Source organism: Marinomonas phaeophyticola (genome assembly GCF_026966905.1).
Classification (GTDB): Bacteria; Pseudomonadota; Gammaproteobacteria; order Pseudomonadales; family Marinomonadaceae; genus Marinomonas; species Marinomonas phaeophyticola.
Genome location: NZ_JAPUBN010000013.1, coordinates 128614 through 154772, shown reverse-complemented (window position 1 = coordinate 154772; position 26159 = coordinate 128614). Strand labels below are relative to the sequence as shown.

Below are 26159 nucleotides of genomic sequence, written 5' to 3'. Positions count from 1 at the left end.
AACGAGACACCCAATATTATAAATTGAAAGACTTTTTTAACCTTCTAATTAGACCCATACATATTACAAAGAGGTAAATAAAAACTTAGCTAGGATCTCGTTCACTTAACCGTCTATTTCAAAGCGGATTGGGTTCTTCAGGAGAGTTGAATTGCTTACTGATTAGTAAGGAGTGAGGTTTAGTTTAAGATGCAAAGTTTACGCTAGGCCAATAATTGGCAACATCGCTTATTCGGCCTTGATCTTGGTTGAGCATTTTTATAGCGCGTCATACTGTGTTCCTGCCCAACAATTCCATGGGTATTTTCTTCAAAGTTCATGGCAATCGTCAGCCAGTTTTTAGAGGTTATACCCAACCGCTGTAAAATAGGAGATAAAGATACATCAATCGACCCTATTTTTTCCTGTCGAATAATACGGCCTGTCGTATCCACTAACTGCAAATAATCGGCTAATTGAAACCTAATCCCCTTTATTTCATCATTTCGATTATGGCCAATAAAAGGGTACAGAACTTTTGGTTGAGTGCCTGTTTTTACTGATGTAACTCTTTTCTTAATACTTGTAAAATCGGATGACTCAGGAGTAGACGAAATATTGGCTCGAATGGGATTAAGATCGACATACGTCATACACGCTAAAACAGAAGCCTCATCTAACAAAGCTTGTGATTTGAAGCGCCCTTCCCAGAATCGCCCTGTGCACTCATCTTCTTGGTTTGCTTGCCGAGCAATGGGTTCGTTCAACTCCCGCATAAACCAGCTAATGTCAGTTAACCTATCTCGATAAGCCTCAGCTGATCGCTCCGCTAACTCCATAGCATAAGCTGGCATGGTGTCTCCACGGGCGTATTGTTGAGTAAATGAAGTACCTTTATGAAGCAAATGCCAGCGTCTCAGTATTTCATGCACTGACCAATTTCCCGCTTGTTTCTCATCAACGTATAGCACTATATGTAGATGATTACTCATCACAGCATAAGCACAAATATGAATAGAGAAGATCTGAGCTAAATATAGAATTCGCGCCTCAATCCAAGCACGACGATGTTCGAAACTTTTGCCGGTTATAAAATCTTCTCCACACAAAAAGCTCGGCGAACACAGCGAGATACGCAGTGGTAATATGGAGTTTCAGACAAACAGATCTGCTGACTTCTTGCTCTTGGCATAACACCTTCTCATCCTTGAGTTTGATTAGTTAAGTTTAGACAATGATAAAAGAAACATCAACAAGCGAATCAAAACCTATTATTAATTGAAAAAATAACGCTAAAAAATATTTGACAATAAAAACACCATAAATTAATCTTCAGATAAATTCTACTTTATAAAGGACCTATTTAGTCGAATTCAAGACCTCTTTATGATAAAAAATATTGTGAGCATTTCTGCTCCAATTAACTGGGTATTCTCGACGAATCCCCGCAAACATTCCATAAAAAATTAAGGATAATTAATTATGTCAATTATTTATAAAAAAACGGTTTTACCTGAATCTAATTTAAATAAAAACATCGCATTTGGTGGTGGAGGCGGAGGTGGTTCAGCATCTATGCGGGTATCCGAAGGCGCAATTGTGTCTAGAGGTAATTACATAGCTGATAGAACAGGAAACAATTATACAAGAGTTCAAAATGTTCCTGATCAAGTTAATTCAGGTGAAATTTCAAGCCAAGATATAAAAAACATAGTCAGAGCATCATCTATAATATCAGGAAGTGCCTGCGGAATAACAAAAAACCCTACTATCTGCGGGGCATCAGCAGTAATAAATACGGCTGACCAAATAATTAATCACAAGTGGTAAAATCATCTTAGGGAGAAACATTTTCTCCCTATTAAATCTATTTGGTTTTATTATGAAATTAAAAAAAATTATATTCGAACTCTTATGGTCATATTCAATTTATTTTATTTCTTTGAGAGCTATCAGTTTTTTCATAGATAAAGAAACAAATTCTGTCTATTGGATTCTAATCGTAACAGCACTTTCCTTATCGACTGTCACTATTGAAAATACTTTATTAACAAAGAATAGTGAACATGAGAGAAAAAAGTGTTTTATATTTATACATTTTATATTTCTTCTACTTTTGATCCTTATCATATGACCAAGTCACTATATAACATATCAAAAGCACTATACCTCCGCTTTTCTACATTGATAATACCAGTAGAAACCGGAGGTTTTTACTTTGAGTGCTTTCCTGTAGATTTTTCGGGCTAAAGCCGCGACTTTGAGGAAAAAGACAAAACACACAATATTGTAAATTGAAAAACTTTTGTAAAATTCTAATTAGAAAAATAAATATTACAAATATAAATTGAAAAAATAACGCTAAAAAACATTTGACAATAAAAACACCATAAATTAATCTCCAGATAGATTCTACTTTATAAAGGACCTATTTAGTCGAATTCAAGACCTCTTTATTATAAAAAACATTGTGAGCATTTCTGCTCCAATTAACTGGGTATTCTCGATGAATCCCCGCAAACATTCCATAAAAAATTAAGGATAATTAATTATGTCAATTATTTATAAAAAAAACGGTTTTACCTGAATCTAATTTAAATAAAAACATCGCATTTGGTGGTGGAGGCGGAGGTGGTAACAGTACTCGTGGAATAAATGGATCACCAAATGCTTACAGTAGTAACCACAGCAATATGACACGCAGCTATGGTTGGAGATCTGACCGCACACGATTAGATAATATATCTAGTGACGAGTGCCTAGATGATGCAGTCAAAGCAGGTATAACAGCAGGAGTTATGTCTAAAAAACCAGACGTTGGTTTAGCAACAGGTGCAGTGGATTATGTGGTCTGTAAAATAATGGATTAACATGTAGAATACAGGGAGTTGCTATTTATATAGTAACTCCTCTTACTTCCAGAAAAGATCCTATCGGAATTAAACTATGAACATACAAGAAATAATAATGGATTATTATTATATCCCTCCTATATTAATGATGACCTTTCTAAAAGAAAAAAGTGATCACTACAAATTTATCTTACCTTTTATTTATTCATTTTATTTTTACATTACATTTGAAAACTTAAAAAATGCATCAGTGATTTTTATTTTATCTTTACTTTTATCGTTTGAATTCAACCTTAAAAAAATCTATCTTTATTTTAAAAGAGCATTTATATATTTTAAAATCCGTTAGTTCCCTCTCATCTATTTAGCACAATCAAAAGCACCATACCTCCGCTTTTCTACATTGATAATACCAGTAGAAACCGGAGGTTTTTTACTTTGAGTGCTTTCCTGTAGATTTTTCGGGCTAAAGCCGCGATCTACTAGAATGACCTATTCCAACGAAGCCTATACGTCAAATGACGTATGCCTCTGCGTCAATCAGCGAATACCTTAATCCTTCATTTTTCACAATACTGATCAGGCTTACTTTTTAGAAGCGCTGCTGCTGTTTGACTCGGTTTATTCATGGTTATGTCAGCTTCGCTCATTCAGTCCATTTTTTTATTTAAAAGGTACAACACGATGAAAATGAAAACGCTTGTTTCTTCGATTGCTTTAGCGGGTGCTACTTTGGTTGCCTTTAATATCCACGCGGCGGATACCATTAAGGTGGGTGTCCTGCATTCTCTTTCTGGTACGATGGCGATTAGTGAAACCACATTAAAAGACACTGTGTTAATGATGGTGGCAGAACAAAACAAAAAAGGCGGCTTACTCGGCAAGCAATTAGAAGCCGTTGTGGTTGACCCAGCTTCAAACTGGCCTTTATTTGCAGAGAAAGGTCGTGAACTTTTAACTCAAGAAAAAGTGGATGTCATTTTTGGTAGCTGGACTTCAGTTTCACGTAAATCTGTCTTACCTGTACTGGAAGAACTAAACGGTTTGATGTTCTATCCTGTTCAATATGAAGGCGAAGAGTCGTCTAAAAACGTATTCTACACAGGTGCGGCGCCGAACCAACAGGCAATCCCTGCCGTAAACTACTTAAAAGACGATCTAGAAGTAGAGCGTTGGGTGTTAGCGGGAACCGATTACGTTTACCCACGTACCACGAACAAAATCTTAGAGGCGTATCTAAAAGCCAATGGTGTGGCAGCAGAAGACATCATGATCAACTACACCCCTTTCGGTCATTCTGATTGGCAGTCCATTGTCTCTGATATCAAAAAATTCGGTAGTGAAGGCAAGAAAACCGCGGTGGTTTCTACAATCAACGGCGACGCAAACGTACCTTTCTACAAAGAGCTAGGCAACCAAGGCATTTCAGCAGAAGACATCCCCGTTGTTGCGTTCTCTGTTGGTGAAGAAGAATTATCCGGCTTGGATACCGCACCACTGGTTGGTCACTTAGCGGCTTGGAACTATTTCCAAAGCGTTGAAAGTGATGACAATGCTGAGTTCATTACGCAATGGAAAGCCTTTACTAAAAATCAAGATCGCGTCACCAATGACCCAATGGAAGCCACTTACATAGGTTTCAAAATGTGGGCAAATGCGGTCACAGAGGCCGGCACGACGGATGTTGATGCCGTTGAACAGGCGATGATCGGACAAGAGACGAGCAACCTAACTGGTGGCACAGCCGTTATGAACAAAAACCACCATTTGAGCAAGCCAGTATTAATCGGTGAAATCCAAGACGATGGTCAATTTGAAGTGGTTTGGGAAACAGAAGGTGTCGTACCGGGTGATGCATGGTCAGACTTTTTACCGGGTTCAATGGACTTAATCTCCGATTGGACAGCACCAATTAAATGCGGTAATTACAACACCAAAACCAAAGCCTGCTCTGGTCAAAATTACTAAGTTAACCCGTTCCAAAATCTGAACGATGAGGAAACCCTCCTATCCTCCCAGATAGTTACTGCGATTCAGTATGGAGTCGCAGTTTTTTTCTCCTTTCTTTTACCAGTTTTAACCCATGTATTGTTTAACTTATATACAGGCTAACGTATGTACCGTTTAAGAAAAATACAAAGCGTTAAGAGGAGTATTTGCTTGAAAAACCTTATTCTCTTTTGCTGTTGCTTGCTTTCTTTTTTAAGCCTTTCAAGCCACGCCGAAAGCACTCAGTCCCACCCATCTGACGCAATAGCAGTACGCGATGCATTACTGATGGATCTCACCAACGCCAGTCTAAAGAAGTCGATGCCGATCTTGGAAAAAATTGAACAGATCAGTAGCGAAGAAATGCTACCGGTTTTTACGACTCTATTAGAAGGCGGTTTATACTACGTTAAAAGTGATCGATCTCTGGTTCAAAAGCGTTCCATTGATGGTAAAACGTCATTTACTACTTTCCCTTTTCTTAATAAAGCAACGAATCAGCAGGCATCTGAATTAACGTCGAAAAAAGTAAAGAAAATCAAAGTAAATAATGCCCTGCGAAAATATTTACGCGGCGCCATTGCTCGCATTCAATTGTCGTCAACAGACATTAGCAAACGCCAATCTTCCGTCCGTTCTTTATTAAGCTCATTAGATGAGAGCACAATCAGTCGTATTCATCAGCTTAGAGAAAAAGAAACCGATACCGGTGTGAAAGCGATGATGGATATAGCTCTCGATTTATACAGTGCCGAGAATGGTTCTGAACGAGAACAGGTCGCTGCCATTCGCCGATTGGCCAACAGTTTAGAAAACGAGGTACGCAACGCGTTAACACAACTAACAAAAGACGATCAACCCGAAGTCGTTCGTAACGCCGCGCTGACCGCATTGAAAACGATTGATCAGCAAGTCAACCGCTACGCCTTAGTTGATCAATTATTTTTTGGACTCAGTTTAGGGTCCGTGTTGTTACTCGCCTCCATTGGCTTGGCCATTACTTTTGGAGTGATGGGTGTCATCAATATGGCCCACGGTGAGATGATTATGCTTGGCGCGTATACGACCTACGTAGTGCAGTTATTGATGCCAAACCACATTGATTATTCCATCTGGGTGGCCATTCCTGCGGCCTTCGTAGTTTCTGGATTAATGGGAGTGATAATTGAACGTGGAGTGATTCGTCACTTACATGGCCGCCCTTTAGAAACCTTGCTAGCGACGTTCGGAATTAGCTTAATTCTGCAACAGCTTGTACGCAGTATTTTCTCTCCTTTGAACCGTCAAGTATCCACACCCAGCTGGATGAGTGGTTCAGTGGAGATTAATCCCGTGCTATCTCTTACGTTAAACCGTCTGTATATTTTGGCATTCGCCTTGTTGGTGTTTTTTGCTTTATTGTTTATTTTAAAGAAAACCTCGTTAGGCTTGAATGTTCGAGCGGTATCACAAAATCGTAATATGGCCCGAGCCATGGGAGTGAAAACCGCATGGGTAGATGCCATGACTTTTGGCTTGGGTTCCGGTATTGCAGGTATTGCCGGAGTCGCATTAAGTCAGCTCACTAATGTAGGGCCAAACCTAGGACAAGCTTACATTATCGACTCCTTTATGGTGGTGGTGTTTGGCGGTGTAGGTAATCTCTTTGGCACTTTAGTCGCGGCCTTCTCCCTCGGCATAGCAACCAAATTTTTAGAACCCGTTACTGGCGCCGTTTTAGCGGCCATCGCGGTACTTGTCTTTATTATCCTCTTTATCCAGAAGCGTCCTAAAGGGCTCTTTCCACAAAAAGGGAGAGCAGCAGAATGAATAATAACCCTATGTCATTTAATTCAACGCCATCTAGTTCAGCATCGTCTGATGCCTTTAACCAAGGGTTGGCAAAAGAAGCGAATTCAAGTCGTGCCTTTGGCAAGCACACCGCCCCTTTTGTTATCTTGCTTTTAGTGATCACCCTCTTGGCTTCGGCCGCTAATTTACTTCTACCTGAAAGCGCTTCACTGTATGTAAGTACTTACAGTATTACTTTATTAGGCAAGTATTTATGCTACGCCATGTTGGCATTAGCGGTGGATATTATCTGGGGATATTGCGGTATTTTGAGTCTCGGCCATGGCGCCTTTTTTGCTCTTGGCGGCTATGCCATGGGGATGTATCTAATGCGTCAAATAGGTGACCGTGGCGTTTATGGTAACCCACTGCTACCAGACTTTATGGTCTTCCTAGATTGGCAAGAGTTGCCATGGTTTTGGCTCGGTATGGATCAATTTTGGTTTGCTATGATCATGGCGGTCTTTATTCCTGGTCTATTGGCATTTGTGTTTGGTTGGTTAGCGTTTCGCTCCCGTGTCACCGGTGTTTACTTATCCATTATGACCCAAGCCCTGACCTATGCCTTATTGCTGTCCTTTTTCCGCAATGAGATGGGATTTGGTGGTAATAATGGCTTAACTGACTTTAAAGAAATTCTTGGCTTTGATCTGCAATCGGATGCTACTCGTGTCAGTCTATTTGTGATTACCGCCATTATGCTGAGCCTTGTGTTCGTATCCAGTCATTACATTCTCAAGTCGCGCTTAGGGAAAGTGGTTCTGGCGGTAAGAGATGGAGAATCCAGAGCGCGTTTTCTAGGCTATCGAACGCAAAACTACAAAGTATGGTTGTTTGTCTATTCCGCTGTGATTGCAGGCATTGCGGGGGCGCTATATGTGCCACAAGTGGGCATTATCAACCCAGGTGAGTTCTCTCCAATAAACTCTATTGAGATTGTGATTTGGGTCGCCGTTGGTGGTCGTGGCACCTTAATAGGGGCCATTATCGGCGCTTTATTGGTGAACTACGCCAAGACCCGCTTTACCGCCATTATGCCTGAAGCATGGCTGTTTGCGTTAGGGGCCATGTTTGTCTTAGTGACCTTGTATTTACCGAAAGGGCTAATGGGCTTATACGATCAACTAAAAACAAAATATGGAACGTCTAACACAGAATCCAGCAAGAGTAATACCACTCCCTCTACACACAAGGAGGCCAATGAATGAGCCTTTTAGAATCCACTCGCAATACCTTTCGTCGAGATCAAGTATGGTCATTTCTAGCGCCACACGAACAGCAGGTCAATGTCGATAAAGACATGATCCTTTATGTAGAAGGACTTAGCGTCAGCTTTGATGGTTTTAAAGCACTGAACGACCTTAATCTCTACATTAATGACGGAGAGCTTAGGTGCTTAATTGGCGCCAATGGTGCCGGTAAAACCACACTAATGGATGTGATTACAGGCAAGACAGCCTGTGATACAGGATCGGTTTTCTTTGGGCAAAACATTGACCTATTAAATAAAGACGAAGCGGAAATCGCCCAGTTAGGCATAGGACGAAAATTCCAAAAGCCTACCGTATTTGAAGAACAAACCGTCTTTAGTAATTTGGAATTATCGTTAAAGTCTGACAAAGGGGTGCTACCCACTTTATGGGCGAAATTAACCCCGACTCAATTAGATCGTATCGACGAAGTACTCACAACTATCGGCTTAAAACAACAATGCTTTATGTTAGCGGGGGCGCTCTCTCACGGTCAAAAGCAATGGTTAGAAATCGGCATGTTACTGGCCGCTGAACCAAGGTTATTACTCATTGATGAGCCGGTTGCTGGCATGACGGCGCAAGAAACAGAACGTACCGCCGAACTTCTGACCTCATTAGCAGGCGATCATACTGTGATTGTGGTTGAACACGATATGGAGTTTGTTCGCAGCCTTGCACGCACCGTTACAGTGCTTCATCAAGGCTCCGTGCTCGCTGAAGGAACAATGGACCAAATTCAAAACCACCCAGATGTGATTGAAGTCTACCTTGGAGAGGACGCCAGCCTGACTTCATCCACTAAAGCGGGAGAATCTTACTTATGATTTCACTTAATAAAGTTAACCAATTATACGGTGGAACACAGATTTTATGGGACCTAAATTTACACATTGAGCCCGGTTCCATCACCTGTATCATGGGACGAAATGGCGTAGGAAAAACCACTTTATTAAAATGCTTAATGGGATTACTACCGATAAAAAGTGGTGAAATTCTCTTTAATAACAACCCTCTACATAAGAAAAGCGCCGAATCTCGCGCATACTCAGGGCTAGGCTATGTTCCCCAAGGTCGCGACATTTTCCCTTTACTCACTGTAGAAGAAAATTTGCGTATTGGTCTCCCCGTACGCAAAGACGGTGCCAAGCAAATTCCTGAAAAAATCTTCACACTTTTCCCCGTGTTGGAAGAGATGTTGCATAGAAGAGGGGGCGATCTATCTGGAGGTCAACAACAGCAGCTGGCAATTGGTCGAGCTCTGGTACTAGAACCGAGCGTTTTAATATTAGATGAACCAAATGAAGGCATCCAACCCAATATTGTAAAGCAAATTGGCGATGTCATTTTAAAGCTGAATAAAGAAGAAGGCTTAACCGTCATCCTAGTGGAACAAAAACTGGGGTTTGCCCGTCGCGTGGGTCAATCCTTCCGCTTAATGGAAAAAGGCCGTGTTGTTGCCGCAGACCAGATGGAGAACCTAACCGATGATCTCATCCGTCATTATCTTGCCGTATAACGAGATATAGACCGTCCAGAAAGTCGAGATACAACAATGACAGCGGGTGTCTGTTTTCACTAGCGGATACCTTGTTATAAAGGCGTTTAAAAGGTATCCATGAATAATAAAAACAACCTTGCTTATGTAGAAGAGCAAACCAACAACCAAAATCCGCCAACGCATGCCCCTTCACATTGGCATGCGTTTTTAACCATGGGGTTTGCTAATACTCGTCGTGGGGTAGCACTCAAGACTTGCGAACATAAAGGCCCTCTTTATGTGCAAAAACCCTTTTACCCTGAAGGGTATGACAGAGCCCATATTTATCTGCTTCACCCTCCCGGAGGCTTAGTTTCCGGGGACAACTTAACCATCAAGAGTAACCAACAAGCCGATACCAAGGTATTAATTACTACACCAGGAGCAGGTCGGGTCTATAAAGCCAGAGCCGACAAAAGCTTACAACACCAAGTAGTCACTCTCAATGTAGGTGAAAATAGCCAATTAGAATGGTTACCGCAGGAAACGCTACTCTACCCAGAAGCCCAAACAAAACTAGACACCCATATTCATTTAGCCGAAGGCGCGCAATTTATCGGCTGGGAAGTCACCTGTTTCGGGTTAACGGCGAGTGCGCAGCCCTTCCACAAAGGTCAAGTCAGTCAATGCATTCAAATCAAACAAAATCAGCGCCTCGTACTCAAAGAGCGTCTATTGATTAATGACAGCAACCGCCAGCTGTTAACCTCTGCTACAGGATTAAGACAGCACACGGTAAACGGGTTTATGGTCGCGGGACCTTTCTCAGATAAAAACAACCATTCTACAGAGCCCGCGGCATTGATCGAACAACTCAGGCAAGCATCCACTAAATACGATCAACATGGCATCACCGGTATTAGCTTCGTCAGTGGGTTTATCGTGATTCGATTATTAGGGCCAGATTCCGAGCAAGCAAAATTCGCTTTTACCCAATATTGGCAATTGATCCGTCCAGCGTTGTTGGGTGTCCAAGTTTGTAAACCACGAATTTGGGCCACCTAGGCTTTCTAAGCATGAGGTCAAGATCCAGAAACATTAACCTAAACAAGATAACGTAAACAAGACACCCATTACTTTAACCTTTTTAAAACAATGGGATAGGAACGTAAACAAGACACCCATTGATTTAATACGTTTAAGACAAAACATACAAGACACCCATTACTTTAACCCTTTTAAAACAATGGGATAGAAAAAATTGAGGACGATTCGATGGAATTATTACCAAGAGAAAAAGATAAGTTGCTGGTGTTTACCGCTGCCCTGCTGGCGGAGCGTCGTTTAAATCGGGGGTTAAAGCTCAATTACCCTGAAGCCATGGCTTACATCACTATGGAGATTATCGAAGGCGCTCGTGATGGCAAAACCGTGGCGGAGCTAATGAGCTATGGCAAAACATTATTGTCCGAAGAGCAAGTGATGGACGGTGTCACCGAATTGATCCATGAAGTACAAGTGGAAGCCACCTTTCCCGATGGTACCAAGCTGGTCACAGTGCATAACCCCATTAATTAACTCAGAGGGAGTAACCTTATGTCTTCATCCATTTCAGAAAAAAAGGCGCCGGTATGATTCCTGGGGAAATTCAAGTAGCTGACGGTGACATCCATTTAAACGCGGGTCGTGACGTCGTCCGAGTAAGAGTAGAAAATACGGGGGATCGACCAGTGCAAATCGGTTCTCACTATCACTTTTATGAAGTCAATCCCGCTCTGTCTTTCGAGCGAGAGATCACCAAAGGATTCCGCTTAAACATCGCGTCAGGAACGGCGGTGCGCTTTGAACCGGGACAAGGTCGTGAAGTCGAATTAGTCGCTTACGCAGGCAAACGAGAAGTTTACGGTTTTCGTGGCGATGTCATGGGCCCGCTGGATAGTGACACAAAGCAAGCAAATTCCAGTCTCAACGCCGCCACCAGCCAAGTCACCATGGACAGACTCAGCTACGCACAAATGTTTGGTCCAACGGTAGGAGACAAAATTCGCTTAGGCAATACGGATCTGTGGATTCAAGTCGAAAAAGACTTCACCCAATACGGTGATGAAGTGAAATTTGGTGGCGGCAAAGTCATCCGTGATGGTATGGGACAAAGCCAGCTGGACAACAATACAGCGGTTGATCTGGTCATTACCAACGCCTTAATTTTAGACCACTGGGGCATTGTTAAAGCCGATGTGGGCATCAAAGCAGGCCGCATTTTTAAAATCGGTAAAGCGGGAAATCCTGACATTCAAGATAAGATCGACATTGTGATTGGCCCAGGCACGGAAGTGATCGCTGGAGAAGGTTCAATTCTGACCGCTGGCGGCATTGATGCACACATTCACTTTATCTGCCCACAGCAAATTGAAGAAGCGCTCACGTCTGGTGTCACGACCATGATAGGTGGCGGTACGGGACCGGCCACTGGCACCAATGCGACCACGTGCACCCCTGGACCTTGGTACATGGGTAAGATGATGCAAGCCACGGATTCTATGCCGATGAACTTGGGTTTTCTGGGTAAAGGCAATGCCAGTCAACCGGCTTCATTAATAGAACAGCTTGAGGCCGGTGCCTGTGGTTTGAAGCTGCACGAGGATTGGGGTACCACTCCTGCCTCCATTGATACCTGCCTGAGTGTGGCGGAACAATACGACGTGCAGGTGGCGATTCATACGGACACGTTGAACGAATCCGGCTTTGTGGATGACACCATAGGTGCGTTTAAAAACAGAACCATTCACACCTACCATACTGAAGGCGCGGGTGGCGGACATGCGCCCGATATTATTCGAGCCTGCGGCTTTCCCAATATTTTACCGTCCTCAACCAATCCAACTCGCCCTTATACTCACAACACAGTAGATGAGCATTTGGACATGTTGATGGTATGCCACCATTTAGACAGCAACATTCCAGAAGACGTAGCGTTTGCAGACTCGCGGATTCGTAAAGAAACCATTGCCGCGGAAGACATCTTTCATGACCGAGGCGCATTTAGCATGATTTCATCGGACTCCCAAGCTATGGGGCGCGTCGGTGAAGTCGTCACCCGCACATGGCAAACGGCTCATAAGATGAAGCAACAATTCGGTCTACTACCTGAAGATCAAGCTCTTGGCGCTGACAATTTTCGCGCCCGTCGTTACATCGCAAAATACACCATTAATCCAGCCATTGCTCATGGTATTTCCCATGAAGTAGGGTCTATTGAAGCGGGTAAATTAGCCGATTTGATTCTTTGGAAACCCGCTTTCTTTGGTGTTAAACCCTCGCTTATTATTAAGGGAGGTATGATAGCCAGTGCGCCAATGGGCGATCCCAATGCGTCTATTCCAACACCACAGCCTGTGCACTATCGCCCTATGTTTGGTTCTTTTGGTAAAGCATCGGCTAAAACGTCTGTGACTTTTGTCTCGCAAGCGGCCTTAGATAATAAAGTCGGAGACACATTGGGCTTAGATCGTACTTTAGTCGCTTGTAAAAATACACGTAACATAGGTAAAGCCGATATGATTTTAAACGACTGGCAGCCGAATATTACGGTTGACCCACAAACCTATGAGGTCAGAGCCGATGGCGAGCTGCTTACTTGCGAGCCAGCGAAAGAATTACCGCTAGCGCAACTTTATTGCTTGTTTTAACCCATGACGTTAATAATAGAAAATGAAATTGGACACCCATATGATTGATATATACGAACGCCTTGGCACCCATTGCCATGAAGCCGTCTACACAAGCGTGACGCTAACCCATGAACAACGCGATCGCGGACGTTTAAAGTTAACTGGAACCAATGGCGAAGACATTCGCGTCTTCCTAGAGCGAGGCAAGCCTTTACTTGTAGGTGAGTATTTACTTTCTACTTGCGGTAAACACATAAAAGTAGAAGGCGCGGTGGAAGACGTAACGCAGGCAAGTTGTGATGATTGGGTTACTTTTGCCAAAGCTTGCTATCACCTTGGCAATAGACACGTGAAAATCTCAGTAGGTGAACGTTCACTCACTATTACGCCCGATCATGTTCTTGAAGAAATGCTGGTCTTATTAGGATTAACGGTGACGCCGATCAAGGCCGTTTTCATTCCTGAATCTGGAGCCTATAGTCATGGCCACAAGCATCATTAACGCTACCTCAGCAACAACGGATTTGAGTTTATTACGCTTATTGCAATTAAGCAGTGTCAGTCTACCTGTGGGTGGCTTCTCCTTTTCGCAAGGGTTGGAATACGCCATTGATAGCGGCTGGATTAATAATGCCCCTCAGGTATCTCATTGGGTTGAAACTCAACTGACGGAGTCTCTTGCGCGTTTAGACCTGCCTGTGTTGAAACTGGCAATGCAGTCACTTGCGCGCACGGATTGCTCCGACATCACATTGAGTCAATGCAATGATTTGATTTTAGCGTGTCGTGAAACCAAAGAGCTCAAGCTTACTGACACCGCTATGGGGGAGGCCTTATCGAGACTGTTACGCAGCTTAGACATTCCCTTGCCCTTTGAAAAAGGTGAAGACGTCAGTTTTGTGGTCTTATTCGCTGTTGCCGCTCACCATTGGAATATTTCTTTTCACACCACCGCCTTAGGATTTAGTTGGTCTTGGTTAGAAAATCAAATCGCGGCGGCAACCAAATTAGTGCCCTTAGGTCAGACGCAGGCGCAACAACTATTAGGCGAATTGCAACGCGGCATTCCCGTGGCCATTCGCGTTTCAGAAACGGTGACCACAGAAGACATAGGAGCGGGATTACCTGCCATTGCCATTGCCAGTGCGCGCCATGAAACACAATATTCACGACTGTTTCGCTCTTAACCCTTTGCCAAACAAACAGTCTATTTATGCTTAATTATTTAAACGCTTTTATATAGGAAAAATAGTATGAAAAAACAAACCTTACGCATCGGTGTTGGCGGCCCAGTTGGATCAGGTAAAACAGCACTACTCCGCTCCTTGTGTGCCGCCATGCGTCATCATTATGATATTGCCGTTGTCACCAATGATATTTATACCCAAGAAGACGCAAAGTTTTTGACTCAACATCAAGCCTTAGATGAGGACCGTATTATTGGTGTTGAAACCGGTGGTTGCCCACATACAGCGATCCGTGAGGACGCATCAATGAACTTAGCGGCGATAGATCAGTTACTTGAGCGCCATGGAGAGTTGGATGTGGTCTTCGTCGAGAGTGGCGGTGATAATTTAAGTGCGACTTTTAGCCCTGAGCTATCAGATTTCACCATTTATGTGATCGATGTGTCCGCTGGCGATAAGATTCCCCGTAAAGGAGGCCCAGGAATTACTAAATCGGATTTGTTGATTATCAATAAAACCGATTTAGCCCCATTAGTGGGTGCCTCTTTAGAGATAATGGACCGAGATGCGAAAATGATGCGTGGCGATCGGCCCTTTATTTTCTCTAACTTGAAAAAAGCGCAAGGATTAGATGAAATCATTCAACTCATCATTAAAGAGGGTATGTTAGAATCCAAAAATATTCCTTCAGCCCAGGCTGTGGTCTAACACATTGGTCTGATTCTATTGCTTCTTAGAGTTTACTGATTTTTTTATTTTTTCGTTGATCTATACACACATGGAGAATCCTATGACGTATAAAAACACCCTTCGCGCTTTGCTATTAGCTGGCGTTTCAATGGCCGCGCCTCTCGCCCTTGCACATCCAGGTCACGCTGAAAGCGGTCTATTATCTGGTTTCGCCCACCCTTTCATGGGATTGGATCATTTAATTGTGATGCTGGCGGTTGGTTTATGGGCTGCGCGTCTAGGTAATAAAGCGGTCTTCACCGTTCCGGCGGCTTTTGTAGGAACCATGATTTTAGGTTGTCTACTCGTCGTGGCAGGTGTCGGTGTTCCATTCGTTGAGCAAGGCATTGTGCTTTCCGTTGTCTTTTTAGGCATTTTATTAGCCGCCGCGTCAAAATTCTCAACGCCTATCTGCAGCGCTTTAGTGGCCGCTTTTGCCTTCTTCCATGGTGCCGCTCACGGTGTTGAAATGCCGATGGACGTTCACGGTTCCTTATATGTTGCGGGCTTCGCAGCAGCATCGGTTGCCTTACACTTTGCGGGCATTGCATTGAGTAAAGGACTTAGCGTCATAGTAGCGCCAGTGTACAACCAATGGGTGACTCGCCTTGCGGGTGGTGTGATTGCTCTAACAGGATTAAGTATGGCCGTCGCGTAATAGCACAAGCGATTTATCATTAGGGTGCTCTCTTCCTGCCATCCTAATGATAAATCTAGTAATATTTATTAAGACTAATGCGGTGAAACGGCACGGATTTTTGCGATTATTATCGCATGCTGGTCCATTCAATCTAGGCTAACATGAGATTATAAGGATTGAGGCTCGTGCATAACATGCAATTTGTTACCATCTAGATCACGGCAATAAGCACCATAATAGTGTTCTCTATAGCGATACCCTGGTGCCCCTTCGTCACTGCCACCGGCCGATAGAGCGGCTTGATAAAAGGCATCTACCTGCGCATTATTCGCGGCTCTAAACGTAACTTGCGTACCATTGCCTACCGTTGCGGCTTCTTGGTTAAACGGCGTCAATACCCAGAAAGAACTGACTCCCGCTACGCCATAGCCTACTTCACCTTCTATGGAAAGCGTTTGCTGCATGCCGATTTTAGCCAAAACCCGCTGATAAAACTGACTGGCTGCGGCTAATTGATTTGTTCCTAATGTCACGCCTACTAACATCTCATACCTCTTATTGTGGATATCATCTTTCTCAGTGAATGGTAAATTATGAATTATTGCGTCTCACTCTACCCCTGAGCCCAAAAAAAAGCAGCCACTGTTAAGCGACTGCTTTTGATTTACGGCGTTAAATAGCGATGGAATGAGTGCCGCTATATAAAGAAATCGATTTCTGGCATCTCCGACACCCCCACTACTTCGGACATCTGTGTTGATGGCGCCGCCGCGTAGGATGGCATTAGGTTTTCAAAATACTCACCGGCATTTTTGTACGCTTCAGCTAACAAGGCATCAAACTCGGACTGTGACAATCCTTCGTTATCTAAAGCCGCAAAGATCGCGTCGAAATCTTCATCTTCACCTTCAGGTGCGATGAAGTTATTAATACCTAAATCACCCAAAAAGCTTAATTGAAAATTGAATAACTCTTGAACGATAGGCATCATTTTATTAACAAATTGATTCACCTGAGCAGGATCAAGCGTACTTAAAGAGCTTGTCATGGCCTCCGTCCAGGATTCTAGAAAGTTATTGTTCTCGATCAAGCTGCTGCCTTGGCTTTGGTAAGCGCTTAATAATTGATCTGCGTATGAACCTAAATTCAGTTCATTCAAACCCGCCACCATGCCGCTTACCCACTTCTCCATAAAAGAAACCACTTCAGGTGAATTTATCTCTGGAGAAGTCGTTGGAGGGGAGACAGGAGCAATCACTGGCGCACTGCCCTCTACCGATAACCCTTGAGCGGCAAACAGCGCCTTTACATCCTCACTGTTGTAAAGGTTACCGTATAACTCCGCCAACATATCAAAGCTAATGCCATTTTGAGCGGCTACCGTATAAAGTGACTCTAGCTGGCCTGCCACACTTTCAATAAAGGCACGCGCCTCTTCCAAGCTAACACCCAAGCTAGACAATAGATCAATGGTGCCTTGCGACACATCATTGCTTGGTGCTGGTGCTGGCGTTTGAACAGGGGCATCGCCGTCAATCGACATGCCTTGTTGATGAAAAAAGCCTTTTACCACCTCCCCTGTTGTGCCTTGACCATATAAATCCGCCAACATATCAAAGGTAATGCCAAATTGCGCGGCCGTTTGGTAAATTATGCTTGGTTGAGATACATTAGAATAAATAAAGCTACGGGCGGCTTCAAAGCTCACCCCGTGTTTCGCTAATAAGTTTTGCGTTGCTGGTAACATATCGTCCCTCTTCTCCTGTCGCTATTACTGTAGAATAATGCTGTAGCGTGTATTGTTAGATCGTTTCTTTATTACGCTATAACCCAATATTGAATAAGCTCATAATAGACTGTTTAAAATGCGCTTTAAAGAGGCTCAGGAAAGAATCCCTTAAAATCGTAACAAGGGAGCCTAACTGAGCCTCTAGCTTACATGCCGTTCAAACGTTTTCTTTTTAATCACCGCTTTCACTCTCACGGCTCTTGAAAACCGCTTTTCACATAAAATTTTCCACACTGAATGTCTGCTCTTCGCCCAGATCCAAGGTGCCAATTAGAGTGGCTGTCTCGAACTGTGTTGTGCCTTTTGAGGTAAGATGAAACGCTTTGTATTCCCCTTGATTGGCTTCGTTGTGTATCAGAACAAGGTAATCCTTAGCGTCTTTTAGTGAAGCGTCTTCTAGAGACGTACTTGCGGCGCTTAGGTCTCCTGCATCAATACCTTCAACACCGTTACCGTATTGGGAATCGACATGGCGGCTGTTTAAGGCAATGCGTACATGGTCGGCCGTCAGGTTAGCAAAGGTTTCATTGGATTGCGTCCCCACGCCAGCGACAAAATCAATGATGCTGATGGAATTCGCCTGGGCCATGTCACTGGTATTTAAATGGATGTCGGCTCGGTTCGTCGACGTCGTTGAATTAGACGTTAAGTAAGCAGAGAAATCCAACACATCGCCCGCCGACCCGGCTTGGAAATGGGCTATCGACAAGTGGCCTTGGTCATATTCGGTGAATTCAACAATAGCACGGCTGTATTCGCTGTTTGACAAGGTCAAGGTATCGGTTCCCGCGCCCAGATTGACCTGAACTTCGCCACGGCCGATCAAGGTGATCGCATCGTTGCCTTTGCCCGTCGCAATGCGAACATTGTCTAAACTGGCTTGATGCTGATACCAAGCCATGTCCGTTTCAGCACGGGGGCTTTGCGTATTGCCCGTCTCATTGGATTGAATGGTGAACGTCACGTTATCGTCGCCATCGAGGGTGGCAATGGCTAAAACAAAATCCTCATAGCTCAATGGAGTCTCTGCCACGGTTAAAACAACGCGGTCATTGGCTGAACCGGTTTGGTAAATAAAGTCTTCATCGGCCTCGGTTCGAATCCCCCCTAACCCATTGTATTTTTGCGCTAGGGACAACGCTTGCAAGCCCAGTGTCGCAGTTAGATCGACAGACCCAGTCATCGCTGAAGCATCAAAACGCTGTACCTCTTGCAAACCCTCTTCGCCTGACGCATGACCAATACGCAAGTCCCCTGAATGGTCTTTGGCGTTGGTCACCACGACCTGCTGTAATTTGCCCTCTGTTGTCGCAAGGCGAGACACCCAGCTGCTGTCTTCAACACGAACGTTGACTCTATTAATGGCCACGGCATTGTCTGATTCAATCAACACCTCACCACCCTGTTCGCCCTGACCGGCGTTATCCAAAACCAGATTGGTTTGGGTGTAGGTATCTTCTGACAAAGCCGCGTCTATAATAGCCGTGTGTACATTGAATCCAGGAAGCACCCCTTCTGCAATCCAACCAATACCTTTAAAGGTCTCTAAACCGGTGTACGTCAGTCGTATTTCCGTTCCAGAATATCGAATACCATCGTCCGAATTGAATTTTGCAAACGTACTATTCCCAAGGGTTGCTTCGATATTTTCAATGCCTTGCAGACGTAGAGAGTAATTTAAACTCTTTATCAGATCTTCGTATGTGTGGGCATAATAGCCTGGCATACTGATATCAATAAGCTGATCACCTAATTGAACACGCACTCCAATATAAGGGTTAAATGCTAACGGCTCCCCCGTTTTAGCCGAGCTGTCTAAGTCCAATATTTCCAGTCTCAGCTGTGATTGCCCCACAAAGCCTTTCGGGGAAGTCACGTTATCAAAAGAGGCCTTGAGATTTACATTGGACGCACTGTCTTGCAGTACCAAGGTAGTTAAATGAGAAGGGGGTTGAATGTGACGCAGAATCAAATCATTATCGGAAGAAGTCGAAGTAAAACGGCGCGTGCCATCCATATGAGTGGCATTTATAACGACAGGAGTGGATGTTTCAGTATCGGTTTTTCGTGCTTGAAAACGCACATTTTCCACACTGGTGATTGACGGTGACAACCCCTCCATATCACTCGCCACGACTTTTGCCTCCAGCGTATCATTGCCTAAACGGCCATCGATGGTGTCATCTGTCTGCAGTGTCATTTGCCCCTCAAAGGTACTGCCTAGAATCGTATCATCGACAGCCGTACCCATTATCGAATCCGCGACGACCGTAAGAGACGGCGGCACCGACGCACTTCGACCCTCATCAATGAATAGATGCTGTGTGGTAACAGAGTCTGCATACGAATTCACACCGTCCAAGATGCCTTGTAAATAATACAACGGCTCTCCTGACATATTAGCATCCTTTTCAGGCTCTACTATTCCACCGTAACTGGCCACATAATACGCTGCCACATTCACCTTGTTTGCCAGCGCCTCACGGGCACTATAAAACCAATACCCTGCAGTATACGGCAATGTAGACAACGCTTGAACGCCAGCAAACGCCGCTTGACCTTTTGTCATACCTTCATTCATGCGAGCTAAGATAAAAGCTTCACCTTCGGCTAAGTTAGCCTCTGTCGTATCGCTACCCAATAAATTACGGACAAAACGCTGAGCAAAGGCTTCATTGGTTAAATCTGGAGAATACAACAAGGCAAATTCCTCTGAAGCCACCCAGTTATCGACCAGCTCATCCAATGTCGCGCCAGTGCTTAAACTCCCCATAAAACCAGCGAATAACTCGGCAGACGGCGCGGCATCGAAAAGGCCTACCAGCGCAGTCAGAGTATTTTTGATTAAAACGAATTGATCTTGAGCATCAGTATTTGACTTTAACAACATGGTATCCATCAATGCATCCTTGTTTATTGCGATTTTTGACTCTGCGTAACGCCCTAAATAATATGTTTTATCAAAAGCGATTGCTACCCAATCGTATTAAGAACGGATCTAGCGGATCTGAGACACCCATTACTTTATTGAAAAGACTGATCTGAGACACCCATTACTTTATTGATGTTTATTTGATCACCGTTTAAACTGTAGAAATCAAACTCAAGGAATGAGGAATGAATTATGCCAAGGGCAAGAAACCAACAAATTAGTTTGTCTGATACACCTTACTATCATTGTATTTCTCGATGTGTCCGCCGTGCTTTTCTATGTGGGGAAGATTCTGTAACCGGAAAGAGTTTTGAGCATCGTCGTGGTTGGATCGAGACACGAATTTTGTTTTTATCCCAACTCTTTTCAATCGATATTTGTGCCTATGCGGTGATGAGTAATCACCTGCACATCGTGCTGCATGTGAATGAAATACAAGCCAAAAATTGGTCAACTCATGAGGTATTGAGGCGATGGCATTCATTGCATAAAGGGTCCTTATTCACTCAGCAATACGCGAGAGGCGACACCATACCGGATTATGCCATTGAATTAGCAGAGCAATCAGCTGAGGCATACCGAAAAAGACTATCTGATGTAAGCTGGTTTATGCGGGAATTAAATGAACCCATTGCAAGACAAGCCAATGCAGAAGATGGCTGCACTGGGCGTTTTTGGGAAGGGCGTTTTAAGTCTCAAGCACTGTTAGATGACGCTTCTGTTTTAGCTTGCATGGCGTATGTTGATCTTAATCCGATTAGAGCCAATATCGCCACGACCCCTGAGACGTCCGAGTTTACCAGTATCAAGCAAAGGGTAAAGGCCGCTAAAACAGGCTCTCAACCCAAAGCACTGCATCCGTTTGTGGGGAATGAGCATAAAGAGAAAAACGAAGGGATTTTATTTAAATTAACGGACTATCTACAACTGGTCGATATGACAGGCAGAATTGCACGACAAGACAAGAGAGGCTCGATTGACCTATCGCTTTCGCCTATTTTACAGCGGCTTGGCATATCATCTGAAAACTGGCTAACGATTGCCATTCAATTTGAGCAAAATACCCATGGCGTGGTTGGGCAAGAGCAAAGTATCCAACGTTATAGAAACGCTCAACCAAGGTCTAGGCCGAATAAACGCTGTTGCCGTTTACTGGCTTAGCCATCACCACACATTTTATTGTTTTCGAAAACACACTTATACAAAAGTAAGTGACCTTATGCACTTATGTATTGGGATGATTAGCACCAAGATACCCTTTCATCGACTCTCTACCTGAATTTCAGGTTTTCCTTCTTGTTTTGCTTTTAATGAAATGATTCAAGCTCTTTATTGAGTTTCAATGTTGGGTGTCCTATAAAACCTAAAACCAATGTTGGGTGTCCTATAAAACCCTCTCGTTATAAAAACGCCCAACCAAGATCTAGGCCGAATAAACGCTGTTGCCGTTTACTGGCTTAGCCGTCACCACACATTTTACTGCTTTCCAAAAGGCACTTATGCAAAAGTAAGTGATCTTATGCACTTATGTATTGGGATGATTAGCACCAAGATACCCTCTTATCGACTCTCTACCTGAATTTCAGGTTTTCCTTCTTGTTTTGCTTTTAATGAAATGATTCAAGCTATTTATTGAGTTTTAATGTTGGGTGTCCTATAAAACCGATGTTATAAAACTGGGTGGGTGTCCCATAAAACTTTTCAGTTGAACCTTCAATGTTGGGTGTCCTATAAAACCCTATAAAACAAGCTATTTATTGAGTTTCAATGTTGGGTGTCCTATAAAACCTGGTCTCATAAAACTTGGTGGGTGTCCCATAAAACTATTTTGGGTGTCCTATAAAACCTTTTGGGTGTCCTATAAAACCAAATAAAACTAATGTTGGGTGTCCTATAAAACCGGTGTCCAATTGATGTCAATTGTAAAGCTGACAAAGAGCAGACACAAAAAAACCCCTACCTCAAAAGAGATAGGGGTTTCTTAATTCAAAGTTACTTTATATCAAAGATATAAAAGTAAACTTCTAATTAACCTGCAATTAATGCATCAGTTAATGTGACACTTGCACCAAAGTCAACAGTACCAATCAACTCAACTCCTGTTACAGCATTTACTGCCGCAGTAGCTTGAGTAGAAGTAATGTGGAATACTTTGTATTCACCTAAGTTATCATCATTTTCGATCATAACAACAGATTCTAGGTTTGTACCAACTAGATTAGCAACATTTGCTTCAAGAGCAACAACTGTTCCTGCTGTTGTAGCAGTAGCTGCAGTGCTTGCACCAGTACCAGCATAACCATCAAGATCTACTGCTGTTAATGCCGCTTTAAGGTTATCAGCATTAAGACCTGCAAATGTATCAGTAAGCGTTTTATTATTGATATCAAAAGTCATATCAATAATAGTTACATCATTTGCAGATAATGAGTTAGCAGCTGCGTCATAACCTAATACGGGACCACCTGCAACGCCATCAGCATCATATGTTGTTTGTGATATAACACTTGATGAACCACCATTATATACCTTAGTAGTTAGGTATGCAGAGAAGTCAAGCATATCATTAGCATCATCAAAGTTGAAGATATCAACTACACCTTGATTAGTACCAGTAAATACAATTGTTTCTGCACTATCATCATGAGTTGAAAGGACAACAACATCACTGCCAGTACCTACGTTAATGGTATTGTTATTTGCTTCTTCATTAGACTTAACACCTGAGATGTCATTACCTGCAACTGGATCAGCTTGTGAAACAGTTACCTCATCACCAGTAGCCGTAAATTCTGCACCTGATGTTAAGTTTTTAGCTGTAAACGTGATGCCACCTGCAAGATCATCAACAGCAACGTAATTTGCATTTGCACTTGCATTGTAAGCCGCAGTGAAAGCAGTAGCATTAGCAATAGCAGTAGAACTATCAGCAACTGTAAGTGAGAAGCCATCAAAAGATAGTACACTTCCACCTGTAGTAGCATCGGCACCATTAGCAAGGGTAACAACAACTTCTTCAGTAGTGGCGAAGTTAACGGCTGCTGCTGCGCCAGTAGCTACTGCACCAATAACATCACCCGCAAGTTTACTAGAATCATTCACAAATGTTTGGTAATTTTTCAACTCAGTTGCACTAATATCAGCAGCTACAATAGCTGTTTGGGCTACAGCAGTAGAAGCTCTGCTGTATCCAAGAGTGTTTAGATGAATTGCTAAATCAGTATTATCAAATTCGCCATCAATCAAAGAGGTAATAACAAGAGAATGGTTAGGGCCATCTTCTGCTTTTAATACCTTGTTTAATACTGGATCAGAGTTAATCGCACTCTTGATGGCCTGGTTAACACCCGCATTATCTGTAACATTATTAACAGATACAGCACTTAAGTCGATAACCACTTCATGCCCAGAAGTTCCATTTACAGCAAGAGCTCCATCAATTGAATCAGAGAACGTCACTGTTACTGTTGCTTCATCAGTAACAAAGAATTTAGAACCTGCACCAGAACCTTGAATATCACCAATAACTGTATTTGCAGCATTGTAAATCCAAGTCGCTGCTTGAGTCGGAAGACCAGAGTTATCAGAGTAAACCGTATCGTTACCAGCACCTGTAGAGATAGTTACTTCACCATCACCAAAAGCACGGACAGTGTCATCACCAGCGCCTGTAGAGATTACAATGTTGTTAAGCGCCGCTTGATCTGTGTGCCAGTTAGCATTCAAAGTGCTATTAGAGTTTTCAACTTTGAAGTTAACAAGATCGTTACCTGCGCCTGTTTCGATCGCTAATTCTAAATCTTCATAAGAAATGGCTTCTTCAGAGATAGTGAAATCGATAACGTCTGCACCAGAACCAGTCGTGTAAGAAAACTCGATGTTGTCGTTTTCAACACCGTTTTGCGTGTCTTTTAGGTTATCGTATTTCGCGATAACGTCCGCATCCACGTCGGCTTCAAGAGTAACCGAACCTGTCATTGCAGACGCGTTAAATACACGCACGTCTTCTAGACCAGTGTAACCGTCGTTATCTTTGTTGTCGCCAATGCGAAGGTCGCCATTGTGGTTGCCGTCGTTTACTACGTTAACGACTTCTAAATCGTTAGACGTTGTAGACAAAGACGTGATCCAGCTAGAACGTTGAACTTCTAGGTTGAATTGTTGGATGCCGTTAGAGCCAGAATCGCCAGTAGACATGTTGCCTACACGGAAATCACCCGACTCAGAACCACGACCTACGTTATCAACGATCATGTTTACTTGAGTTAATTCAGTAGAAACAGAAGGGTCTACGTCTTTAATCGCGGTGTGAACGTTGGTGTCGCTTGGTACTGTACCGTTTACTACCCAACCGATACCTGTCAAGGCTTCAGAACCTGAGTTCGTCAAAACGATTGTTGTACCATCGTATTTCAAACCATCGTCAGAGTTAAACTTAGAGAAAGTTTGACCCAAAGACGCTTTTACAGACGTCAGACCTTGCAAAGTCAATGCAGCATTTAAGGCATCTACTAGATCTTGGTAAGTTGTTGTGATAGCGGTATCACCAACGATAGAGTACTCAACACCACCAACGGAGATTTTTACGCCTACGTATGGGTTGTTTGTTAGTTTGTCACCTGTCGCAGCCGCCGCTTCAAGATCCAAAATCTCTAGGTATAGGCTAGTTTCAACTGTCGCACCAGGTTTAGTGATGTGCTGAGTATCGAAGTAAACCGCGTAGTCAACATCGCCCGCATCTGTGTCTTGCATTACGATGGTTGTTTCGTGTGAGTTGTTACGAACGTCTTCGATAACCAAATCCGCACGTGAGTTAGTAGACCAGAATTGGCTAGTGCCTTCCATGTCTTGTGCATCAACAGCGGCTGAACCGTTAGTGTCTACTTTAGTTAGATCACTGTTTCCAGGACGATCACCGGCAATTTCGTTGTCAGAAGAATCTTCTGCAACCGCTTGTGCTTGGAATTTCGCAATTTCAACGCCTTGTGTTTCAACGTTGATTGCATAATCGGCTGAGTTGCCAATTTTCGCTGCTAATGTATCTACACCAGTACCACCATTGATGATGTCACCAGACTGTAGGGTGTTTTGGTTGTCGAAATAGGTCGCAACAAACAAATCAGAACCTATTGAACCAGTCAATATATCTTGACCTGTTGTTAGGTATTGCTGAAGTGAATCAACACCGGCATCGATCAATACTTTTTTGTCTGTCACTGTTTGAGTGTCAGCTGTTACACCAGTCACTACATCACGTAATTGTGCAAACGTTGCATCAGTGATGTTTTGAGTTGTTGCGAAGTGAGTCGCTACGTCAACTTTGTTTAACAGTTGCTGTGCTGCTGCACCGTAAACCGCGTCAGTAACGTCAACAGTAGACAAAACGCGAATGGCCGTAAGGGCTGCTTCAGCTTGCGTTGCGCCGCCATTGATTTGAGCAAGAACGAAATCGTTTGCTAATGTAACGCCAGCTGCATCAAGGTTGCTGCCAGTAAGCGCTTTAACAAACTTCGCTGCAAACTCTTCGTTTGTTAGGTAAGTTGGGTAAAGAGCAGCGAATTCAGCTGAATTGCCCCAGTTATTTACCATAGAATCAACAGTAGCCCCTGAATCCATGCCAGCTACGAAGCCAGTCAACAATTCAGAAGATGGTGCTGCGTCAAAAAGACCTACTAGTGCAGTAATAAGGTCTGTACGTTGTGATAGCGTGATAGCCATTTATAAAACTCCTTGATCAAGGTTGGTTATTAATTTTCATGATCATCCTCATGATGATCATACAAAATTAACGGTTATTACTCGGCCACCACAATGGGACACGAGTAGTAATA

At 43.3% G+C, this 26159-nt stretch carries 19 protein-coding genes; 14 read left to right on the top strand and 5 right to left on the bottom strand.

The annotated features are described in order from the left end of the window. Nucleotides 1-203: 203 nt before the first annotated feature. Entirely contained in the window at nt 204-971 is a 768-nt protein-coding gene (locus O1D97_RS06830; protein WP_269124089.1) for a transposase, read from the bottom strand. 490 nt (nt 972-1461) lie between these two features. On the opposite strand from O1D97_RS06830, the gene O1D97_RS06825 reads away from it, so the two are divergent. The 13 genes from O1D97_RS06825 to O1D97_RS06765 all read left to right on the top strand — a co-directional run bounded on the left by O1D97_RS06825 (nt 1462) and on the right by O1D97_RS06765 (nt 15625). Continuing rightward, nucleotides 1462-1809 carry a hypothetical protein gene (locus tag O1D97_RS06825; protein ID WP_269124087.1) on the top strand — a complete coding sequence of 116 codons (348 nt, stop codon included), beginning with the start codon at nt 1462-1464 and terminating at the stop codon, nt 1807-1809. 1706 nt (nt 1810-3515) lie between these two features. Then, nucleotides 3516-4799, top strand: a complete 1284-nt coding sequence (gene urtA / locus O1D97_RS06820) for an urea ABC transporter substrate-binding protein (RefSeq protein ID WP_269124085.1) — start codon at nt 3516-3518, stop codon at nt 4797-4799. Between the two features lie 147 nt (nt 4800-4946). After that, complete coding sequence (gene urtB / locus O1D97_RS06815; RefSeq protein WP_269124084.1) at nt 4947-6629, top strand: urea ABC transporter permease subunit UrtB; 1683 nt, start codon at nt 4947-4949, stop codon at nt 6627-6629. Then, on the top strand, nt 6626-7858 hold the full coding sequence (gene urtC, locus O1D97_RS06810) for an urea ABC transporter permease subunit UrtC (RefSeq protein WP_269124082.1): 1233 nt from the start codon (nt 6626-6628) through the stop codon (nt 7856-7858). Before urtB ends, urtC begins: the two co-directional genes overlap by 4 nt. Further along, nucleotides 7855-8727 (top strand): urea ABC transporter ATP-binding protein UrtD, encoded by an 873-nt coding sequence (gene urtD / locus O1D97_RS06805; RefSeq protein WP_269124080.1) that lies wholly within the window; start codon nt 7855-7857, stop codon nt 8725-8727. The genes urtC and urtD overlap by 4 nt, the downstream gene beginning before the upstream one ends. Then, the gene (gene urtE, locus O1D97_RS06800) at nt 8724-9419 is read left to right on the top strand and encodes an urea ABC transporter ATP-binding subunit UrtE (RefSeq protein WP_269124077.1); all 696 of its coding nucleotides are present in this window, start codon (nt 8724-8726) and stop codon (nt 9417-9419) included. Before urtD ends, urtE begins: the two co-directional genes overlap by 4 nt. A gap of 99 nt (nt 9420-9518) precedes the next feature. Next, nucleotides 9519-10445, top strand: a complete 927-nt coding sequence (locus tag O1D97_RS06795; protein ID WP_269124076.1) for an urease accessory protein UreD — start codon at nt 9519-9521, stop codon at nt 10443-10445. A gap of 210 nt (nt 10446-10655) precedes the next feature. After that, entirely contained in the window at nt 10656-10958 is a 303-nt protein-coding gene (locus O1D97_RS06790) for an urease subunit gamma (RefSeq protein WP_269124073.1), read from the top strand. Between the two features lie 53 nt (nt 10959-11011). Then, nucleotides 11012-13069, top strand: a complete 2058-nt coding sequence (ureC, locus tag O1D97_RS06785) for an urease subunit alpha (protein ID WP_269124071.1) — start codon at nt 11012-11014, stop codon at nt 13067-13069. Between the two features lie 40 nt (nt 13070-13109). Beyond that, complete coding sequence (locus tag O1D97_RS06780) at nt 13110-13553, top strand: urease accessory protein UreE (protein WP_269124069.1); 444 nt, start codon at nt 13110-13112, stop codon at nt 13551-13553. Then, on the top strand, nt 13534-14238 hold the full coding sequence (locus tag O1D97_RS06775; protein ID WP_269124067.1) for an urease accessory protein UreF: 705 nt from the start codon (nt 13534-13536) through the stop codon (nt 14236-14238). The genes O1D97_RS06780 and O1D97_RS06775 overlap by 20 nt, the downstream gene beginning before the upstream one ends. A gap of 66 nt (nt 14239-14304) precedes the next feature. Beyond that, complete coding sequence (gene ureG / locus O1D97_RS06770; protein WP_269124065.1) at nt 14305-14946, top strand: urease accessory protein UreG; 642 nt, start codon at nt 14305-14307, stop codon at nt 14944-14946. An 82-nt stretch (nt 14947-15028) separates the two neighbouring features. Further along, nucleotides 15029-15625: a HupE/UreJ family protein gene (locus O1D97_RS06765; RefSeq protein ID WP_269124063.1), complete on the top strand. Its 597-nt coding sequence runs from the start codon at nt 15029-15031 to the stop codon at nt 15623-15625. Nucleotides 15626-15774: 149 nt separating this feature from the next. Here O1D97_RS06765 and O1D97_RS06760 read toward each other — a convergent pair whose 3' ends face one another. The 3 genes from O1D97_RS06760 to O1D97_RS06750 all read right to left on the bottom strand — a co-directional run bounded on the left by O1D97_RS06760 (nt 15775) and on the right by O1D97_RS06750 (nt 20295). Next, nucleotides 15775-16152: a VOC family protein gene (locus O1D97_RS06760; RefSeq protein ID WP_269124061.1), complete on the bottom strand. Its 378-nt coding sequence runs from the start codon at nt 16150-16152 to the stop codon at nt 15775-15777. A gap of 152 nt (nt 16153-16304) precedes the next feature. After that, nucleotides 16305-17354 carry a hypothetical protein gene (locus tag O1D97_RS06755; RefSeq protein ID WP_269124059.1) on the bottom strand — a complete coding sequence of 350 codons (1050 nt, stop codon included), beginning with the start codon at nt 17352-17354 and terminating at the stop codon, nt 16305-16307. A 256-nt stretch (nt 17355-17610) separates the two neighbouring features. Further along, on the bottom strand, nt 17611-20295 hold the full coding sequence (locus O1D97_RS06750) for a hypothetical protein (RefSeq protein ID WP_269124057.1): 2685 nt from the start codon (nt 20293-20295) through the stop codon (nt 17611-17613). Nucleotides 20296-20520: 225 nt separating this feature from the next. Here O1D97_RS06750 and O1D97_RS06745 point away from each other — a divergent pair, with 225 nt between their 5' ends. Next, complete coding sequence (locus O1D97_RS06745; RefSeq protein WP_269124055.1) at nt 20521-21489, top strand: transposase; 969 nt, start codon at nt 20521-20523, stop codon at nt 21487-21489. A gap of 867 nt (nt 21490-22356) precedes the next feature. Here the strand turns inward: O1D97_RS06745 and O1D97_RS06740 are convergent. Beyond that, nucleotides 22357-26046 (bottom strand): beta strand repeat-containing protein, encoded by a 3690-nt coding sequence (locus tag O1D97_RS06740; RefSeq protein WP_269124053.1) that lies wholly within the window; start codon nt 26044-26046, stop codon nt 22357-22359. Nucleotides 26047-26159: the final 113 nt, after the last annotated feature.

Coding starts and splice junctions, on each gene's coding strand:
- O1D97_RS06795 (WP_269124076.1), top strand. CDS start 9,519: ATGAATAATAAAAACAACCTTGCTTATGTAGAAGAGCAAACCAACAAC.
- O1D97_RS06745 (WP_269124055.1), top strand. CDS start 20,521: ATGCCAAGGGCAAGAAACCAACAAATTAGTTTGTCTGATACACCTTAC.
- O1D97_RS06755 (WP_269124059.1), bottom strand. CDS start 17,354: ATGTTACCAGCAACGCAAAACTTATTAGCGAAACACGGGGTGAGCTTT.
- urtC (WP_269124082.1), top strand. CDS start 6,626: ATGAATAATAACCCTATGTCATTTAATTCAACGCCATCTAGTTCAGCA.
- O1D97_RS06765 (WP_269124063.1), top strand. CDS start 15,029: ATGACGTATAAAAACACCCTTCGCGCTTTGCTATTAGCTGGCGTTTCA.
- O1D97_RS06790 (WP_269124073.1), top strand. CDS start 10,656: ATGGAATTATTACCAAGAGAAAAAGATAAGTTGCTGGTGTTTACCGCT.
- urtD (WP_269124080.1), top strand. CDS start 7,855: ATGAGCCTTTTAGAATCCACTCGCAATACCTTTCGTCGAGATCAAGTA.
- ureG (WP_269124065.1), top strand. CDS start 14,305: ATGAAAAAACAAACCTTACGCATCGGTGTTGGCGGCCCAGTTGGATCA.
- O1D97_RS06830 (WP_269124089.1), bottom strand. CDS start 971: ATGAGTAATCATCTACATATAGTGCTATACGTTGATGAGAAACAAGCG.
- O1D97_RS06750 (WP_269124057.1), bottom strand. CDS start 20,295: ATGGATACCATGTTGTTAAAGTCAAATACTGATGCTCAAGATCAATTC.
- urtE (WP_269124077.1), top strand. CDS start 8,724: ATGATTTCACTTAATAAAGTTAACCAATTATACGGTGGAACACAGATT.
- ureC (WP_269124071.1), top strand. CDS start 11,012: ATGATTCCTGGGGAAATTCAAGTAGCTGACGGTGACATCCATTTAAAC.
- O1D97_RS06760 (WP_269124061.1), bottom strand. CDS start 16,152: ATGTTAGTAGGCGTGACATTAGGAACAAATCAATTAGCCGCAGCCAGT.
- O1D97_RS06775 (WP_269124067.1), top strand. CDS start 13,534: ATGGCCACAAGCATCATTAACGCTACCTCAGCAACAACGGATTTGAGT.
- urtB (WP_269124084.1), top strand. CDS start 4,947: ATGTACCGTTTAAGAAAAATACAAAGCGTTAAGAGGAGTATTTGCTTG.
- O1D97_RS06740 (WP_269124053.1), bottom strand. CDS start 26,046: ATGGCTATCACGCTATCACAACGTACAGACCTTATTACTGCACTAGTA.
- O1D97_RS06825 (WP_269124087.1), top strand. CDS start 1,462: ATGTCAATTATTTATAAAAAAACGGTTTTACCTGAATCTAATTTAAAT.
- urtA (WP_269124085.1), top strand. CDS start 3,516: ATGAAAATGAAAACGCTTGTTTCTTCGATTGCTTTAGCGGGTGCTACT.
- O1D97_RS06780 (WP_269124069.1), top strand. CDS start 13,110: ATGATTGATATATACGAACGCCTTGGCACCCATTGCCATGAAGCCGTC.